The organism is Enterococcus sp. AZ040, from assembly GCF_050499185.1.
GTDB lineage: Bacteria > Bacillota > Bacilli > Lactobacillales > Enterococcaceae > Enterococcus_D > Enterococcus_D entomosocium.
In genome coordinates this window covers 1,266,666-1,284,639 of the sequence record NZ_JBMHEW010000001.1, presented here as the reverse complement: position 1 = coordinate 1,284,639, position 17,974 = coordinate 1,266,666, and the positions used below count along the sequence as shown (strand labels likewise).

The 17,974-nt window shown below is 41.9% G+C and carries 13 protein-coding genes and 1 riboswitch; of the genes, 1 reads left to right on the top strand and 12 read right to left on the bottom strand.

The genetic code is table 11. From position 1 onward, the window contains the following. The first annotated feature begins 154 nt into the window (after nucleotides 1-154). Nucleotides 155-227: riboswitch (Fluoride riboswitch) on the top strand. Between the two features lie 94 nt (nucleotides 228-321). Next, nucleotides 322-1,533, top strand: coding sequence for a chloride channel protein (locus tag IGK63_RS05920; protein WP_086299712.1), 1,212 nt, complete (start codon nucleotides 322-324; stop codon nucleotides 1,531-1,533). A gap of 62 nt (nucleotides 1,534-1,595) precedes the next feature. On the opposite strand, the gene efp is transcribed toward IGK63_RS05920, so the two are convergent. From efp to IGK63_RS05860, 12 genes are all read right to left on the bottom strand, one after another. Then, entirely contained in the window at nucleotides 1,596-2,156 is a 561-nt protein-coding gene (gene efp, locus IGK63_RS05915) for an elongation factor P (RefSeq protein WP_005229668.1), read from the bottom strand. 74 nt (nucleotides 2,157-2,230) lie between these two features. Beyond that, the gene (locus IGK63_RS05910; protein WP_034872243.1) at nucleotides 2,231-3,169 is read right to left on the bottom strand and encodes a cation diffusion facilitator family transporter; all 939 of its coding nucleotides are present in this window, start codon (nucleotides 3,167-3,169) and stop codon (nucleotides 2,231-2,233) included. A 104-nt stretch (nucleotides 3,170-3,273) separates the two neighbouring features. Continuing rightward, the gene (locus IGK63_RS05905; protein WP_005236782.1) at nucleotides 3,274-3,843 is read right to left on the bottom strand and encodes a DUF2179 domain-containing protein; all 570 of its coding nucleotides are present in this window, start codon (nucleotides 3,841-3,843) and stop codon (nucleotides 3,274-3,276) included. Nucleotides 3,844-4,205: 362 nt separating this feature from the next. After that, nucleotides 4,206-7,223: a WxL domain-containing protein gene (locus IGK63_RS05900; protein WP_422708681.1), complete on the bottom strand. Its 3,018-nt coding sequence runs from the start codon at nucleotides 7,221-7,223 to the stop codon at nucleotides 4,206-4,208. A gap of 409 nt (nucleotides 7,224-7,632) precedes the next feature. After that, nucleotides 7,633-8,394, bottom strand: a complete 762-nt coding sequence (locus tag IGK63_RS05895) for a hypothetical protein (protein ID WP_016613236.1) — start codon at nucleotides 8,392-8,394, stop codon at nucleotides 7,633-7,635. A gap of 81 nt (nucleotides 8,395-8,475) precedes the next feature. Next, nucleotides 8,476-10,929 (bottom strand): glycogen/starch/alpha-glucan phosphorylase, encoded by a 2,454-nt coding sequence (locus IGK63_RS05890; RefSeq protein ID WP_016613235.1) that lies wholly within the window; start codon nucleotides 10,927-10,929, stop codon nucleotides 8,476-8,478. A gap of 117 nt (nucleotides 10,930-11,046) precedes the next feature. Beyond that, nucleotides 11,047-12,480: a glycogen synthase GlgA gene (gene glgA / locus IGK63_RS05885; protein ID WP_429972460.1), complete on the bottom strand. Its 1,434-nt coding sequence runs from the start codon at nucleotides 12,478-12,480 to the stop codon at nucleotides 11,047-11,049. Continuing rightward, on the bottom strand, nucleotides 12,477-13,628 hold the full coding sequence (gene glgD, locus IGK63_RS05880) for a glucose-1-phosphate adenylyltransferase subunit GlgD (RefSeq protein WP_016613233.1): 1,152 nt from the start codon (nucleotides 13,626-13,628) through the stop codon (nucleotides 12,477-12,479). The genes glgA and glgD overlap by 4 nt, the downstream gene beginning before the upstream one ends. After that, entirely contained in the window at nucleotides 13,618-14,760 is a 1,143-nt protein-coding gene (locus IGK63_RS05875; protein ID WP_016613232.1) for a glucose-1-phosphate adenylyltransferase, read from the bottom strand. Before IGK63_RS05875 ends, glgD begins: the two co-directional genes overlap by 11 nt. A 42-nt stretch (nucleotides 14,761-14,802) precedes the next feature. Further along, nucleotides 14,803-16,737, bottom strand: coding sequence for a 1,4-alpha-glucan branching protein GlgB (gene glgB / locus IGK63_RS05870; protein ID WP_016613231.1), 1,935 nt, complete (start codon nucleotides 16,735-16,737; stop codon nucleotides 14,803-14,805). A gap of 174 nt (nucleotides 16,738-16,911) precedes the next feature. Continuing rightward, nucleotides 16,912-17,319, bottom strand: a complete 408-nt coding sequence (locus IGK63_RS05865) for a hypothetical protein (RefSeq protein WP_008379690.1) — start codon at nucleotides 17,317-17,319, stop codon at nucleotides 16,912-16,914. A 94-nt stretch (nucleotides 17,320-17,413) separates the two neighbouring features. Further along, nucleotides 17,414-17,860, bottom strand: a complete 447-nt coding sequence (locus IGK63_RS05860) for a hypothetical protein (RefSeq protein ID WP_005236794.1) — start codon at nucleotides 17,858-17,860, stop codon at nucleotides 17,414-17,416. Nucleotides 17,861-17,974 lie beyond the last annotated feature (114 nt).

The following is a 17,974-nucleotide window of genomic DNA, read 5'->3' as shown; positions in this document are numbered from 1 at the left end:
TTTTCATGCCAATTATCCTCAAGGCGCTCAATTCCCATATAAGTTCTTATGAGATTAATTTTACCATAACTATGTAGAAAAGATAAGTGTTAGATGAATTGCTTTTCACAACAAACATCCATTGACAAAAGGAGGGTTTTATCAGATAATATTAATGCTAATCGGGAATGAATGTCTCCCTCAGTTCTTACTGAAACCGCAATTTTGCTAATGACTTCTACCACTTTTTTTAGTGTGTAGCAGTCATTTTTTTATTTTCACTAGGTCGTCGTATTTGCAGGAGCATTGTTCCTATATTCTTTTTAAAGGATCGTGATAGAAATGATGAAACAAAAAACAACTAATTGGGAACTGACTGCTTTAGGTGTGGTCAGTCTGGTTATTGGCGTATTCGCTGGAGCCGTCGATACCTTCTTTGGGAAGATCCTACTTTCCTTAAGCGCCTTTCGTGATAGTCATTTTTTGCCCTTGATTCTCTTTTTACCCATTATCGGCATTTGTTTTACTTACCTGTTCCAAAAGTACGGTGACCGAAGTCCTCAGGGAATGAATTTAGTGTTTTTAGTCGGACATGAAGAAGAAAAAGACATTCCGTTGCGCTTGATTCCTTTTGTAATGGTGGGAACCTGGCTGACGCATTTATTTGGAGGAAGCGCTGGCAGAGAAGGGGTTGCGGTTCAGTTAGGTGCCACCATCGCCAATCGCTTAGGAAAATGGCTGCGACTAGAAAAGTACGCCAGCACCCTGATCATGATTGGGATGGCTGCGGGATTTGCTGGTTTATTTGAAACCCCGATCGCTGCGACGTTCTTCGCACTGGAGGTACTTGTCATCGGTAAATTCAGTCATCATGCACTCTTACCAACTTTGCTGGCTGCTTTCACCGCTAGTACGACTTCTCAATTGTTAGGATTAGAAAAATTTAGTTTTGCTTTGTCACCGTCCCCCGATTTGACTTTGGCTGTTTTTCTGAAATTACTTTTGATTGGCTTAATATTTGGTATTGTTGGTGGCAGCTTTGCGGGATTATTAGAAACGATGAAACGGATCATGAAACGACGCTTTCCTCATCCTCTCTGGCGCATTGGCATCGGTTCACTCGTGCTAGTCTTACTTTTTGTCCTTTTGTATCATGGTCGTTATTCAGGTTTAGGAACGAATTTGATCAGCGCTAGTTTCACGAATCAACCAATCTATTCTTATGACTGGCTGCTTAAGATGGTGTTAACTGTACTGACTATCAGTATTGGTTTTTTGGGCGGAGAAGTCACCCCTTTGTTTGCGATCGGCGCCTCTTTGGGCGTCGTGCTGGCACCGCTCTTCGGACTGCCTATCGAACTGGTGGCAGCCCTAGGCTATGCCAGTGTCTTTGGCAGTGCTACTAGCACTTTATTTGCACCGATCTTTATCGGTGGGGAAGTCTTTGGCTTTGAAAATCTGCCCTTGTTTGTGATCGTCTGCTCCGTCGCCTACTTTATCAGTAAACCCTATAGTATTTATCCCTTACAAAAATCATTGGCAGACGGGAAATGATTCACTTTTGATCCCTCCTCCAGAGCAAAAGAAAAAACCGCGAACAAGTCGCGGTTTTTTTCTTATTTCGCACGTTTTAAGTAGGTACCTTCAGCTGTATTGATTTCTAGCATTTCGCCTTCTTCAACAAAGTCAGGAACATTGACAACTAAGCCAGTTTCCATCGTTGCTGGCTTGCCTGAACCAGTCACAGTCGCCCCTTTGATCGACGGCTGTGTTTCAACAACCTTTAAGATTACGCTTGATGGTAGTTGAACGCCGATTACTTCGCTGCCGAAGAATTGGATTTTTACTTCCATGTTTTCAAGAATAAATTTCATTTCTTCTTCTACCACTTCAACTGGAATTTCATATTGTTCATACGTTTCCAGATCCATGAAGAATGCTGTATCATCCATTGTGTATAGATATTGTACAGCTTTCGTATCAATATGCGCTTTTTCAAATTTTTCTTCTGGACGGAAGGTTGTATCATAAGTCGAACCAGTCCGAACGTCCCGTAATTTCATACGCATAACCGTATTTCCCTTACCTGGTTTGTGATGGCTAGCATCTAATACTTTGATAAGTTTGCCGTCTTGAACGAATGTCATTCCAGCTCTTAAGTCACTTGCATTGATCATAATTTTGAAATCTCCTTCACTATGTGATAATCCTTGTCTATTGTATCAAAAAAAGCTGCTTTATTCTAGCTAAATCAGTGGGAAGGTCGCACAAGTTTACGGCGTTTCTCCATATAGTGAGGGTCATACTCATCTGTCTCAATATAAATATAGACTTTTTTATCTGCCATCTGGTGTCGAATCTCGGCTTCAATCTCATTAATGATCTCATAGCCGACCTCTTCTTGTTTCGAGGCAATATCAACTTTTGCCGCAATCAAAATTTCTGATGGTCCTAAATGCACCGTTTTAACATCAATCAAGCGATCAACATCTGGCCGTTCAAATGCTCTTTTGATCACTGCTAGATCCCGTTTTGTGACACTTTCGCCAATCAGTAGACTGTAAAATTCGCGGGCTAAGAAAATGGCTGCTACCATCAATAAAAGACCAATCAATAAACCACTGAAGGCATCAAAAAATGCGTTACCCGTAATCATGGTTAAAATCGTACCAAATAGTGCGATCATTAGGCCGATCATTGCACAAAAGTCTTCTGTGAAAATGATCAGAATCTCACTATGCCGACTTTCTTTCAAAAAACGATAGATTGGTTGACGTTCCACATTCAGTTCGCGGATCTCCTTGATCGCGATCCACAACGAACTTCCTTCAACGATCATCCCGAAAATCAAAATAGCGATCACCAACCAAGCGTTACCAACTTCATGGGCAGGATGCAGCAGCTTTTCTACCGCTTCCATCACACCGAGTGCGCCCCCACCAAAGAAGAGCATCATCGCAACGATCGTGCTAAAAAAATATTTCGCCCGACCTTCTCCAAACTGATGCAGTTCACTTTGGCCCTTTGTTGCCCGTTTATCCCCGATCAATAAAAAGATTTGATTGCTACAATCCACGACACTATGAATGCTTTCATTCAACATGGCTGCACTGCCACTTAGTGCATAACCGACAAACTTACTAATAGCCACCAAAATATTTGAGATCAGGGCAGCGATGACCGCCATCATACCATTTGCTTTCTTTTCCACACCTTACGCTTCCTCTCATCAATAAATTCCCTGTCTTTTACTCTGCTATTCTTCTCAAATGAATCACGGCTGACTGAGTTTCTTCAATCAACAGGTGCTTGTTTTTTCAACTTTGCTTCTCGGCGACTGATTTTTTTGGTCCAAAATCCACCTGAGATATACTTGGGTTCATAGCTGATGATAAACGCTCGTTCTTCCACCGCTTTGATGGTTTGATAGAGCTTTTTCTCACTTTTTCTTTGGGAAAGAATCTCTAAAATCAGTCGTGGCCCTTCTAAGCCTTCTCCATAACTTTGTGTAACTCCGTAGCCTTCTTGTCGTAAGATCTTAGGCAAACTTTTTTCCTCATCCGTATTACTAGGTAGGATCACTGTGACCATTGTATAGCCCAGAGCCAGCTTATCTTCGATTTTGATACCAATACTGACTCCTGCAGCATAACCTAATGCATAGAATAAGAGATTCAGCGGGTTATCCAAACGATCCAATACCATAGATAAGCCTAAAATATAGATCGTGATTTCGATCATACTCACTAATGGGGCAATCACGCGATACCCTTTCATTGTCAATAAAAATCGCAGTGTGTTCAATGTAACATAGGCGAGATTGATAAAGAAAATCATCGCCAGCATTTGTAGATCAACCTCCATCTTTGATTCCCCCTTGTTCTTAGCATATCAAAAGGCAAGAGAAAATTAAAATATTTGAGCAGGATTTAATTACTAAAATAGCTAAATAAAATTTATACTGGGGAAGATATAGTGCTTAAGTGATTTCATTGATCACTACCATGTCATGATTTTGCTCATTGGTCCATTGCCTGTGGTTTCACTCTCTTCTATTGATCGAAAAGCATATCCACCAAAGTGGGAAAAGCAGTTTAAACCACCGCTCGTCTGTTTCAGACAAAAAAGAAGTCCAATGGCAACTGGACTTCTTTTTGTCTGAGCAACTTTTACAGTGTTCGATCATATTCACGATTGCAGAACATGCTTACTTGTTTTCCAAGGGGTTATTCGTCAGCACCAGGTACGAAACTCAGCTCCCAATGGATGGTTCCTTGATAACTTGTTGCTTGTGGCCTCGCGCCAATAGGGATTTCCAGCTCGACACTTTTTTGCATGGTATCCTCGTTTCCATAGCGTTGAATCCAAGTTCCCGCCCCTTGCTTTTCATTGGCACGTGCAATCACTTGGTTCTGCGGTCCCAGCTCGATTGCATCAACGTAGTCTGGTGCTTCAGAGGGATTTTCTCTAGAGGTAACCATTTCAATATTCGTCAAATGCACACTCGCTCCTTTTAAGTGGTGCTTAAACGCTTCCGTGCTAACGAACCCTTCCTCTGATAATCGGGCACTCAAGGTCCAGCCATTTGGGAGAAATCGACGATCGGAAACCTGAATGTAGTTTGGTCGTTCGGTTGATTCATGATCATCCACTAAAGAAATTCGTTGCGGACGCGCCGGATAGCGGCTTGTCGACGAGCGAATCGGTACTGTACCAAAATCGAATTGTGAAACAAAGTCTATACTGATAAACCCGCGATTTTCTGGTATCAAGGGTGGATTTTCAGGTAGAATCGGTTGATCAGGATCAAGGGGATCTTTTGGGTCTACGTCACCAATGGGTTCCACAGTGGTTGATGCTTCTGCCCATTTGCCATCAAGAAATGCCTGAGCGGTGACCACCTCACCTTGAGTAAAATACTGGAAAGGTTCTAAATCAGATAGATCAAGTAAATAATGCCCGTTTTCATCCGCTTGGGTGTGAAAATACGTGCTATTGCCAGCACTATCGACTGGCGTTTCAAGCGTCGGTTCTGGCATCAGTCCCTCTCTTTGGAATCGAAGGTAGCTACCAGGATTGGCGGTTCCCGAAATCGTATAGGCATTAGGTAAGGTTCTATCTTCTGTCAAAGGATCGATGGTCACCGTGATGTCTGGGATTCTCTCAAATAATAGACGTTGTGAACGAGAAGCAAACTGCGAGGCAAACCCTCGACTTGTTTCCTCATTTAGCGAAGATACATTGGTCACATTGGTATTGGTTCCTGAAATCGCCGCAGTCATGGACAGAATCGGTTGCCACTGAAAATCAACTGTCTCTCCTGTATTTCCATGCCGCCACTGGCGAATCGCCTGATTCTTTGCAGTGATTCCTCCCCCTTCAATTAGACCATTTGTGGTGGTCGTTATGGCGCGGGTTCTTTGCAAATTGACACGCTTGGCATCGTCGATCGTCAATCTTGCGGGATTGTTGGCACCGGTAAAGAAAAGTAGCCGTTGGACAGCTTGTGGGCTGTCCGAACGAATATCTAAGGTAGCATCTTTGCCTACGTTGAGATTGCCAGTCGTGCCAGAGAAGTGGAAGATATTTGCGGTTGTATTTTGATTTGTTGCTTCAACCTCTAAGGTGCTGCTGTCTTCTAAGGTGATATGCGTATTGGCACTTAACCAGAAAATATGACTGTACAACGTTCGGTTTGCAGCAGCAACCGACAAGCGACTTTTTTCCATTAATCGAATATCATGGGGCGTGCCTGATGTGATGACTGCTGGGCTGTTGTTTTGTGTATTTAGTGTCAATTCCGCGCCTTTTCCTAACTCAATGCGTCCATTGCCAGCGACAAAGCGAATATTAGCACCGCCTGCTTCACCAGCTGAACCGTTGGCATTTAATGATAGTCGGGCATTATCCCCTAATACGAGACGCGCATTTGTATTATAAAAATCAAGATTTCCTGAGCTGATCGTCGACATTTCGACGTTTGCTCCCTCACGAAGCTCTATTTGGTTGATTTCAAAATTCGCCTGAGTATTTGTGTGAATCATCCAAGAAGCATTGAAGTCTGATGTATATCTAGGCGTTTGGTGTGAAACAGAATGTCCAGAAAAGCTGGCTCGAGAGTGCAACCCGTAAAACAACTGATTGCCCGTATGGTTGAGATTGTGGTACCGAATGATTGAACGCTGCTGATTTGACATATTCAAATCATGGTATTCAATTGCCCCCCAAAAGTTTCCATGGTAGAGTTCCAAATTTTGCAAAGTAATGTCCCATGGAGAATCTGGATTGACACTGGAATCGCGGAAACAGATCGCTACGGCTCTAAGATCCATCTGATATTTGTCGAGGCCATCGATGATTAACGTTCTTGAGACTTCCCTGGCATTGATATAAACATAGGCTAATCCGCCATTAGGATTGACGCTGCTGCTCCAGCCGTCAATTCCCGTAATGCCTAAACGAGGATTATCGTTCGTTTGAAAACTGGCTGTCAAATAAATATAATTGACCGTCGGATCGACCATTGCAGCCATAAATTCGATCCAATTAGCAACTCCTCTTTTTTTTACATCGTCGCCTAAAAGATAAAGATTGCCAGGATCAGATGCTGATGCCTCAGGAAGCTGGCTTTCTATTTCCTTCTCTTCTGCTAGTTGATCTTCTTGATCCTCTTGATCCAATTGATCCAATTGATCCAATTGATCAGTGGAGTCACTCGAATCGGTTAGCGCATCCTCTTGTGTATACGTAGGGTTTGTCTCCCGTGCTTCCTTTATTTCAAGTATTATCATTGATTCTGCTACTTCAAATGGAAACGCCCCTGCTGTATCAACTACCAATGGAACCAAAAAATCACTTCTAGGGATATCAGTCGTTAGTTTCCAACCATTCTCTTCAGTGGTTGACGTAATTTTGACTCCCTTTGGCAACTCCTCTTCAACAAAAACCGCAGATTGCGGCAACCGGATCGCTATTTCACTAATGGGACGGCCCGTATGAAACGCAACTAGTAACATGTCTCCTACAGTCCCGGCTTTCGTTGATTCATCAAAATAAATGGCAACTTTTCCCTCAGCCTCTTTCTCTCGTATCGGTTCGAATGGGTCACTCGCAACCGTTTCTTCCTCCAGCTGTGCAGCAAAGAAAATGTTTGAAGAAAACACACTCATGGTTGAAAAAAAGTAGAGTCCTCCAAGTAAGCCAATAATGATGGTGAAATATACCATTCTCTTTTTTTTGTTCATTTGTTGATGCCCCACCTTTCAGCGTATCTTTCCCTTGAAATCGATCATGGATCAGTCCTTCCCAAAGAGCAGCTATAACCATCAGGACGCTTGCTTCCTTTTTTCAATTACGGCTGATCAGAAAACCACAATCCTGCCATCGATTTTAAATGACAAAAGAAATCGCCAATTAAAATAACAAACATTATAAATAACGATGGTTTTGATCGTTTCACTTTATTCTATAGCCCACGCTATTGCTTAGTAAAATCAGAATATTCCTCAGTCGGTGAAAAATGTAATTCGACTAAGTATTTTGTGAAATCGGCAGTTTCAGCACACAAAAAAAACAGCTAGATGTTCGCCATCTAGCTGAAATCATTCATCGTTATGCTCAAAGGACTACTTCTATTAAGAGTAACTGTCTCTACTATTTAGAACGAAAATAGCCATTTGAAGATTCTTCTTGTTGATCGTCTTCAATCATTCCTTTTAATGATCGATCTAAAACGGACCGTTTTTTCTCACCATTTTTTTTATTGTTGGCGCGAAACTCGCTGCGTGTCATCCCAACAGAGGGGTGGCGATTGAATTTTTTGACGGTTGGATCGCTTTCTTCTTTGACTTGATAAGCTGCTGGTTCAGTGTCAAATAACAAATAACTTTCTTGTTTTTTTGCCATTGCATCCATCAAATCGTTCGGCGTAATTTCAGGTTTTTGCTCATCAGGAATAATTGATGCAGGAATATATTTAGGCACGAAGTAAGAGCGTCCCGAATATTCTTTTTTTGAAGAAACAGGAACCTCAGCTTTTTCCTTCTTACTAGTCACTTGATAAGAAGAATGGTTCGCTTCTTTGCCAAAAAAATTGGTTTTTCCTGTCGGCATCTGCTCTTTCACCGGACGTTTTCCGTACTGAGGCAAGTTGGCACGGTGATTGGCAAGCTCTTCTTTTTGACGAACATTGTGCCCTCGATCGCGTTGGCTGGAATGCACTTTACGCTGCAAAGATTGATTTTCTTCCTTGTGAGAATGACTCACGGGATCTTTGATTTCGGTTAAAATCCAATCATCTGCTTTACTGAATGCGGGGCGATGCTCGGATTGAAGCTTCACACCGTCTGTATCATCATAAGCAGGAAAACGGAAGTGTTTTCGTTTCACATCTAAATAATTTGCCACTGTACTCATCCTCTTACATGCATTTTTTTCATCATACCACAAATAAAAGAGAATTTCACGAAAGACTGCGCCATTTCAACCGAAGTCGCTTCAATTGTCTCCCCTTGGAGGCACTGACTCCGTCAAGCTTGCCGCATTTGGTTCTTTGATATGGGCAAATAATGGATCGATCTGCCAAATATCTGCTGCATAATTTCGCACCGTTTCATCCGCCGAAAACTTCCCAGCATTCGCAATATTCATTAAACTGATTTTTTGCCAGCGATGAGTATCTTGATAAGCAATATCCACCCGATGCTGTGCATCACAATAGGCGTGGAAATCTCTTAATAAAAAGTACTCATCATTGTATTTCAAAAGTGAATCAAAAATCTCGCGGCCTTCTACTTGGATATTGGGGATTGTCCCGTCAATAAAGGCATTGACTACACGTTGTAGTAGTGGATCTGACTCATAATATGCATAGGCAGAATAATTACGCTGGGCGTAATACTGATACACTTCTTCTTCGGTTAGCCCAAAGATCGCGATGTTTTCATCACCGATTGCATCTCGAATCTCAATATTGGCACCATCTAAAGTGGCGATCGTTACTGCCCCATTTAGCATCAACTTCATATTACTTGTCCCTGAAGCTTCTTTGGAGGCCAATGATATTTGTTCACTGACATCCGCTGCTGGGATAATTTTTTCTGCTAAAGAAACGTTGTAATTTTCTAAAAAAACAACCTTGATTTTATCATTGATGGTTTCATCATGATTGATCAGATTCGCCACTTCATTGATGACTTTAATGATCGATTTTGCGTAGTGATAACTTGGTGCGGCTTTGGCACCAAAGAGAAAGACTCTTGGATGAAACGCAGCAGTTGGATCGTCTTTGACCTCAAAGTAGAGCTTTAGAATATGCATAAGATTTAGTAATTGTCGTTTGTATGCATGCAGACGCTTGATCTGCACATCAAATATTGCCGTCGGATCTACTGTGATGCCCGTTGCTTTTTGAATGTACTGTGCCAGTGCACGCTTGTTACTCATTTTTGCGTCGGCAATTTGTTGGAGAACAGTTTCGTCCTCATAATAGTTTTTGAGTAGTTGCAGGTCTAATGGATCATTGCGCCAGCTTGTACCGATGGACTGATCCAATACTTTGGCTAACGGTTGATTGGCTAGCTGAAGCCAACGCCGTTGCGCGATGCCGTTGGTCTTATTGTTGAAACGGGCAGGATAAATAAGATAAAAGTCATGGAGTACCACTGATTTTAGTAAATCAGAATGGAGCTTGGCTACGCCATTGACACTGTGGCTGCCGATGATCGCGAGATGTGCCATATGGACTTGATCATCAATAATGATTCGCGTCCGTTCCAGTAAGGCTTGCGGATGGACCCCTTGCATCGTTTCCACAAAACGGCGATCAATTTCTTTGATGATCTGATCCATTCTCGGCAAAACTTCTTCAATCATGCGCACGGGCCATTTTTCTAAGGCTTCCGCCATGATCGTATGGTTCGTATAACTCATGACTTTCACGGTGATCGACCACGCTTGTTCCCAAGCAAGACCTTCTTCATCAACTAAAATGCGCATCAGTTCTGGGACGCAAAGGGCTGGGTGCGTATCATTGATGTGGATCGCTACTCGTTCACTCATCATGGCCAAAGGTAAATTCAATTTTTTATAATAACGGACGATACTTTGGATCCCTGCAGACACAAAAAAGTATTCTTGCATCAGCCGGGTCCGTTTGCCTGTCTCATTGGAATCATCGGGATACAAGACCGCTGTCAGATTTTCCAATGCTTGCCGCGATTCTAGTGTCGCGTAGTGCGCCTCATCTTCGGCAGGAACCTCAACACTCCATAAACGCAAGGTATTGAGATGGTGATTTTGGTAGCCAACCATTGCTGTATCATAAGGAACCGCCCGCCAGGTAAAGCCACCTTCATAAACTGGGGCTAATTTCCCGTCCTCTCCGGTAACGAGATAGACATGGCCCCCGAAACGAATAGGCACCGCCTTGCTTTCTTTGCGGACTTCCCAAACATTCCCCGAACGCAACCAGTCATCGGGCAACTCTACTTGATGACCGTCAATAAATTTTTGTTTAAATAATCCGTAGCGATAGCGGATCCCATTGCCATTTCCCGGCAAACCTAAAGAAGCCAATGAATCCATAAAACAAGACGCTAAGCGACCGAGTCCCCCGTTGCCTAAAGCCATGTCTTTTTCCGTCTCTGCAACATCGTCAAGTGAAACCCCTAACTCTTCAAAAACGGCTTCCGCTTGCTCCAACAGCTGCATATTTAACAGATTACTCTTTAACATTTTGCCGGGTAAAAATTCGATTGAAAAATAATACGCTTGTTTCTGATCCTCCAACAAGAGATTTTTTCTGGTCTGACGCCAGTCTTCTGAATACATTTGCTTCACGACATTGGCTAGCGCCTGAAACAATTCCTGCGGTGATGCTTCATCGATCTCTATCGCAAACAGTTCGTGCACGTTGGTTTCTAACAGATCACGCAATCGTTCTTTTGTCATAGGGTTACACTCCTTTATGCTAACCGTTTATAAAAAAGAAGAATTCTTGCCGCCAGAATGGCTAGTCATACAACTAGCCGTTCTGTTGCAGACAAGGATTCTTCTGTCTTAAAACAATCAAACTTTGATATTATTATACAACTCAACATAAAGATCTGAGCTTTGATTCCAGCTAAAATCTTTTTGCATTGCTTGCTTGACTAATGCCGTCCATGTTGTCGGATCCGATTCATATAATTCAATCCCCTGTTTTAAGGCATTCATCAAGTAAAAAGGTGAAAACTCTTGGAAGCCAAAGCCGGTTCCTTGTTTCGTGATCGGATTATAGGAATCCACCGTATCTTTCAAGCCACCGATTTCATGAACGATCGGTAATGTACCATAACGCATCGCGATCATCTGCGATAGTCCACATGGTTCAAAAGCCGAAGGCATCAAGAAGAGATCCGCTGCTGCGTATAACTTTTGCGCCAGTGCAATATCAAAAGAAATCGCGGCAGCACATTTGTCAGGATATTTCTGCGCAAAGTAGCGAAAGCCTTCTTCAAAATCATGTTCGCCAGTCCCTAGTAAGATGAACTGAACATCAAACTGCAAGAGGTTTTCCATTTCTTCAAGAACTAAATGGAACCCCTTTTGAGTGGTCAAACGACTAACAACGGAAATCAGCGGAACCTCTTTACGAGTTGGCAAGCCAAACTGTTCTTGTAGCGCTCGCTTGTTTTTAGCTTTTCCTGATAAATCCTCGACACTGAAAGGATAGTCCAAATGAGGATCGGTTTCTGGATCATTCATTTCATAATCAATTCCATTCAAGATACCGCTTAGCTTGCCACTTTCCATGCGTAAAATGACTTCAAGACCACAACCAAACTCAGCTGTTTTGATTTCTTCACTATAGGAAGGACTGACGGTCGTGATGCGGTCCGCATACAAGATTCCTGCTTTCATAAAGTTCAAGCAATCGTTTAAACGCAAGGTTCCATCATCATATCTTTCCGTACCCATCCCAAAAAGATCCGGTAAAATATCGCGACTATACCACCCTTGAAACCCAATGTTATGGATCGTCAAAACGGTGCGTATGTTTTGATACGCTTGGATCCAATGATATTTTTCTTTGATCAAGAACGGAATCATCGCCGTATGGTAATCATTGACATGTACGATGTCTGGAATAAATTCAATGCGTTCCATCATTTCGATCACGGCTAATTGGAAGAAAGCAAAGCGTTCCCCATCATCATAAAAATCATAGAGCCGTTCGCGACCAAAATAGTAAAGATTGTCTATGAAATAATAAGTCACAGCGCCTAGAACTAATTTTTTGATTCCACAATATTGCTTGCGCCAGCCGACCGCCACTTCAAAGGAAAAACAATCTTCCATTTGGTCTTGGTATTCGGCAGGCATTTTCGTGAAATAAGGTAAGACGCCAACTGTCTCGACGCCTTTTTTGACCAACTCTTTTGGCAATGCACCTGCAACATCCCCTAACCCGCCTGTTTTAAAAAACGGAGCGCACTCTGCTGCTGTAAACAAAACCTTCATGCGCTTGCTCCTCCGATTACATCTTCTGTCACATGAGAATTCTTCTTAATGACAATCGGGGTTTCTTTGGTTCCCTGCACTTTTACACCTTCTGCGATGGTTACATTTTTATCTAAGATCGCATAAGAAACTTCGGCACCTGCTTTGATTTCGTTATTTCCGAAAATGATCGCGCCTTTGACTTTTGCCTCAGGATGGATTTTCGTACGGCGAGCAACCAGTGACTGCTCGACAGAGCCTTCAACGATGCAACCAGAAGCAAAGTGGCTATTTTTCACCTCAGACGTTTCCGAATAATAGGTTGGTACTTCATTCTTCAATTTGGTATAGATTTTTTGATTCGAATAAAGCAATGAGGTGAATTTATGCACATCTAGCATGTCCATATTTGTTTGATAATAAGAAGAGATATCATAAATGTTACTTAAGTAACCAGTGTACTCATATAGGCCAGTGTTCTCCACAGAGATCATCTCTCGTAAAAATTGACCGAGATCTGCCGTTGCGCCAACTTTTTGCCCTTCTTTAAGAGCCGCGATCAGACGATCCGTTTGAATGATAAAAATATCCGTACACAAGTTGACTAGGGAGCCAACTTCCCCTTTTTTCGCTTGGATCGCTTCTTCTAAGTGTCCTTCACTGTCAACATTAAACAACAAGTCACTTTCAGAAACATTGTCACTGCCGATGCGTTTATACACCACAGTCATTTCATTGCCTTGTAGTTGATGAATTTTCAGCAAAGCACGCAAATCGATGTTGCATAAGATTTTGCTGCCCATAAATACAGTGTGATCTGATTTTGATTTTTCCAAATAGTCAATGACGTTATAGTAGTACTCTTGCCCTTCGGCTTGCTTTTTCAATGAGTCTTGGAATAAGTGGATAAAGAACCGGTTTTGAACACCGTCCAAGTTCCACTCTTTTCCACCACCGATATGATCAAAAACTGACTGGGTCTCTCCTTCATTGAAAATCATGTAGACTTGTTTGATGTTGGCATTTTCAATACTTGAAAGATTGAAATCCAGCAAGCGATATTTGCAGTCAAACAACAAGGTCGACAGCGGACGATTCTCCGTTAATGGCATCAAGTCTTGGTATCGCTGTAGGTTCCCTAAAATTGCACACATTTTATTAGTTCTCATCAATCGTCACCCCTAAAATTTCAGAATAGCCGACTACGGCAATTTCGTCTGTTCCATCGATCTCTGCGTCGTCACCAATCACTGCATTTTCCCCAACGATCACTCGATTTAATTTGACATTTCTGCCAATCACCGCTCCAGGCATGATCACGCTATCTTTGATAGTCGAGCCTTCTTTCACTTGCACGTTCTCTGATAAAATACTGTGCTCGATCTCCCCAGCAACATAGCAGCCGTCCATCACAAGCGAATTTTTAGCAGCACCGGTTTCAGTTACAAAGTGCGGTGGTGCGATTGGGTTTTTGGAGAACACTTGCCAGCTTTTATCCCGGATATTCAACTCCATAGCTGGATCAATAAATTCCATGTTGGCTTCCCACAATGAATCGATCGTTCCTACGTCTTTCCAATAGCCAGAGAAGCGATAGGCAAAAACGTTGTCGCCGCTTTCTAGATAAGAAGGAATCACATGTTTCCCAAAATCGACCATTTCGCCGTCTTTTGTGTAGTTACTCAATAGCATACTGCGTAGACGACTCCAATCAAATATATAGATCCCCATCGAAGCAAGATTGCTTTTTGGTTCGGCTGGTTTTTCATCAAATTCGATGATGCGGTCATTTTTATCAGTATTCATGATCCCGAAACGAGAAGCATCTTTCATCGGAACTTCGAGAACTGCAACCGTCAATGAAGCATCATTTTCTTTGTGTTTTTCCAGCATTTCTTCGTAATCCATTTTGTAGATATGGTCGCCGGACAAAATCAAGACATATTGCGGGTCCATCTCATCGATATAGGCGATGTTTTGATAGATGGCATGGGCAGTTCCCTCAAACCATTTTTCGCCTTCTGAATTTGAATATGGCTGTAAAATCGTCACACCGGTACTGATTCCATCCAATCCCCAACTGGCGCCATTGCCGATATGGTTGTTCAGTGCTAAAGGTTGGTACTGCGTGACTACACCCACATTTTTGATTCCAGAATTGACACAATTACTCAACGTGAAATCGATGATCCGATACCTGCCGCCAAACGGAACTGCTGGCTTGGCAATATTTTTTGTTAGTTTCCCTAAACGAGTCCCTTGTCCTCCTGCGAGGATCATTGCTAACATTTCTGTTTTCATTTTGTTTGGTGATCTACTCACCGTTCCCCCTCTACTCTTTTTTTATGCTTTCTTTACTGCTTTTTTACGAGTCATTTTGATTTTTTCTGGTTTGATAATCAAAGCCCCAAGTGCAGGCAAAATTGTTTTGATTTGATAGTCGTATTGTTTAAAAGGGGCATTACTGGTCTGGCAGTCTTGGTTATTAGCCACCCAAGTTCCACCAAATACATCCCGTTCAGTGTTTAAAATCTCTCGATACGTTCCTTCGTATGGCACGCCGATCGCAAAATCGTGACGCTCCACTGGTGTCAGATTGACAACAACGATCAAGAAATCTTTTTTCGTTTTTCCTTGTCGTAAGAAAGTCAATGTCGTTTCATCTAAGTTGTCTGCATCGATCACCATCAATGAATCTTCTTGATCATCCAATTCCCAAAGGGCTCGTTCTTCTTTGTATAGTTCATTCAAGGTCTGGGTGAAGAACTGCATTTTTGCATTTAATGTGTCGTTTAAATCGACCCATTCAAGCCCATGATCATATTTCCATTCTAAAAACTGTCCCCATTCACTACCCATGAATAACAATTTTTTCCCTGGATGCATCATCATGTACGTATAGAGATTTCGTAGTTGTGAAAACTGTTTGTAGCGGTCCCCCCACATTTTATGCATCAAACTTTTTTTACCATGAACGACTTCATCATGAGAAAGTGGCAAGATATAATTTTCTTGCATCCGATACATGAAAGAGAAAGAAAGCAGATTTAAATGATCTTTACGGAAAATCGGGTCCATTTCATAAAAACGCAGGACATCGTTCATCCAGCCCATATTCCATTTATAATCAAATCCTAACGCGCCTTCTTCGACCATTCCTGTTATTTTGGTTTCAGACGTACTTTCTTCTGCAATCATGACCACTGCTGGATGGGCTAACTTGATAACAGAATTAAGCTTCTGTAAAAAGTAATAGCCTTCAAAGTTGCGATTGCCCCCTTCGTGATTTGGTTCCCATGGACCTTCATCATAATCGCGATAGATCATGTTGGAAACGGCATCTACCCGAATACCATCAATGTGGTAAAATTCGATCCAGAACAAGGCACTTGAGATCAGAAAGCTTTGGACTTGTGGTTTGCCGAGATCAAAGTTGATCGCACCCCAGCGAACATTTTTGGCACGGTTTTCATCCATGTATTCAAATGTCGGCGTGCCGTCATAATAAGCTAAGCTGTCATCATTGACACAAAAATGTCCTGGTACCCAATCAACAAAGACACCAATATTTTCTAAATGGCATGCCTCTACAAAGTCTTGAAATTCTTCTGGTGTCCCATAATAGGAACTGAGCGCAAAATAACCTGTCAGCTGATAGCCCCACGAGGTACCTAATGGATGTTCCATCAAAGGCATAAATTCAATATGGGTATAACCCATTTTTTTCACATAAGGAATAAGTTCATCTTTTAATTCAGAGAAGCGATAAGGGGTGCCGTCTTCGTGGTGCTTCCACGAGCTGGCATGAACTTCATAAATATTTAGAGGTCGATTAAATGTTTTCTGTCTTTTTTTGCGGCCTTGCCATAGTCCGTCCCGCCATTTTTTTTGTGGGATCGAATGCAACACGGCAGCAGTTCCTGGTCGAGCTTCGAAATGGACAGCAAAAGGATCAATCTTCAATACTTCTCGTCCATTTGCTTGTTTGACTTTGTATTTGTAAAGCTGTCCTTCTTTTACTTGGTTGGTCTCAATCTCCCAGACCCCAGATTCTGCCCTTTTATTCATTGGCAAAGTGTCTGTCCATTGGTTGAAATCACCAACCAGCCAAACTTGTTGAGCGTTTGGTGCCCAAACACGAAACACATAGCCGTCATCCGCTTGATGGGCTCCTAAGAAATGTTGGACATAAAAATTTTCACCGCTCAGAAAGTCCTTTTCTGCAGTCAGTACCTGTTGTTTGGTAACCACTCTCTCATCAGTCCTCCTTCGACTCATCTTGATCGCTTATTCTTTAACGATCGATCATTGTCCCATTTTTTCATAGAGAAGCATTTGCAATCAAACGATCTCTACTGTTAGCATAGCATAAAATAAAATTCTAGTAACCTAATAACCCTATGATACGAACGAATTATTCAGGACAGAAAAAAACAGCTTGAACGTATCTGTTCAACCTGTTTCAGCTCTACTTTTTAGCTTTTGGAAAATGAAGTATGTGACTACACTTAACTGAAACAAACTTGCCAAAACCAGGATGAAAACAATCATCACCGGAAGTGTCTCAGTTAATTCAACATATGCCAGCAGTGTCCCAAATGCAGAAGAGGCGGAGCAAAAACACCAGAATCGAAACCCGTAAAAACTCGTCACTACGGTATAAAGACTAATAATCCCCAATAAGAAAAGCTGAGTAAATCGGTCAAATACCGTATCGGTATAATAAATTTCACCTAACATGACTTGGATCGTACCAAAACTAGTTGGTACTTTATAAAGCGTCAGCAATGCACCGATCAAACTGAATGCACCAATCAAAAGATGACTGCCAGCTAAGCTGATTCGAATGTTTAGTTTCACGCGTCCTTCACAACCTTCAATCTTCGATCCTTTTACGAAAACAACTGCTTCTACAGCCGTTTCCCTTCTTCGCTAGAGCCGAAATCACCTTCAATTATTTTGCTTGCCAAAGCTCTTTTACTTGCCCATCGGTGTAAACTTTATAGGCTTTATTTACTGCCAAGGACTTGTCTGCGTGACCAATTAAGTAATAATTGCCATCACAGTCAAACTCTCCCTCACTCAATAATTTATAACTCGTTAATGGACCATCTGCCATTTTTTTCGCCAAATAACGAAGGGCATTCGCGGGATTCACTAAATAGTTTTGATTCACTAGCCAATCAATAACCACTGAAACGATCGTATTTGCCCCAAATCGTTCCTTTTGCTTTAATGCGAGAATGAGATCTCCATCAGAAAAACGCGTTTCATCGATCCCCGCATTTGTAATTGCTTGCCGTGCCGCTTCTATCTCTGACATTGATACGAATGTAATCATTTCTGCTTTCGTTTTATTCCGTTCCAACTGTTCAAAATCAACCGTTTTATATCCTTCCATTTTTATATCCCCTTTCAACGTTCTAAAATCATCATATCATCAAGAAATCAAACCTCCAAACAAAACGATCGTTATATTTTAATTTTTATTCATCAAATTATCATTTTAGTGAAC

Coding starts and splice junctions, on each gene's coding strand:
- IGK63_RS05920 (WP_086299712.1), top strand. CDS start 322: ATGATGAAACAAAAAACAACTAATTGGGAACTGACTGCTTTAGGTGTG.
- efp (WP_005229668.1), bottom strand. CDS start 2,156: ATGATCAATGCAAGTGACTTAAGAGCTGGAATGACATTCGTTCAAGAC.
- IGK63_RS05910 (WP_034872243.1), bottom strand. CDS start 3,169: ATGATGGCGGTCATCGCTGCCCTGATCTCAAATATTTTGGTGGCTATT.
- IGK63_RS05905 (WP_005236782.1), bottom strand. CDS start 3,843: ATGGAGGTTGATCTACAAATGCTGGCGATGATTTTCTTTATCAATCTC.
- IGK63_RS05900 (WP_422708681.1), bottom strand. CDS start 7,223: ATGAACAAAAAAAAGAGAATGGTATATTTCACCATCATTATTGGCTTA.
- IGK63_RS05895 (WP_016613236.1), bottom strand. CDS start 8,394: ATGAGTACAGTGGCAAATTATTTAGATGTGAAACGAAAACACTTCCGT.
- IGK63_RS05890 (WP_016613235.1), bottom strand. CDS start 10,929: ATGACAAAAGAACGATTGCGTGATCTGTTAGAAACCAACGTGCACGAA.
- glgA (WP_429972460.1), bottom strand. CDS start 12,480: ATGAAGGTTTTGTTTACAGCAGCAGAGTGCGCTCCGTTTTTTAAAACA.
- glgD (WP_016613233.1), bottom strand. CDS start 13,628: ATGAGAACTAATAAAATGTGTGCAATTTTAGGGAACCTACAGCGATAC.
- IGK63_RS05875 (WP_016613232.1), bottom strand. CDS start 14,760: ATGAAAACAGAAATGTTAGCAATGATCCTCGCAGGAGGACAAGGGACT.
- glgB (WP_016613231.1), bottom strand. CDS start 16,737: ATGAGTCGAAGGAGGACTGATGAGAGAGTGGTTACCAAACAACAGGTA.
- IGK63_RS05860 (WP_005236794.1), bottom strand. CDS start 17,860: ATGGAAGGATATAAAACGGTTGATTTTGAACAGTTGGAACGGAATAAA.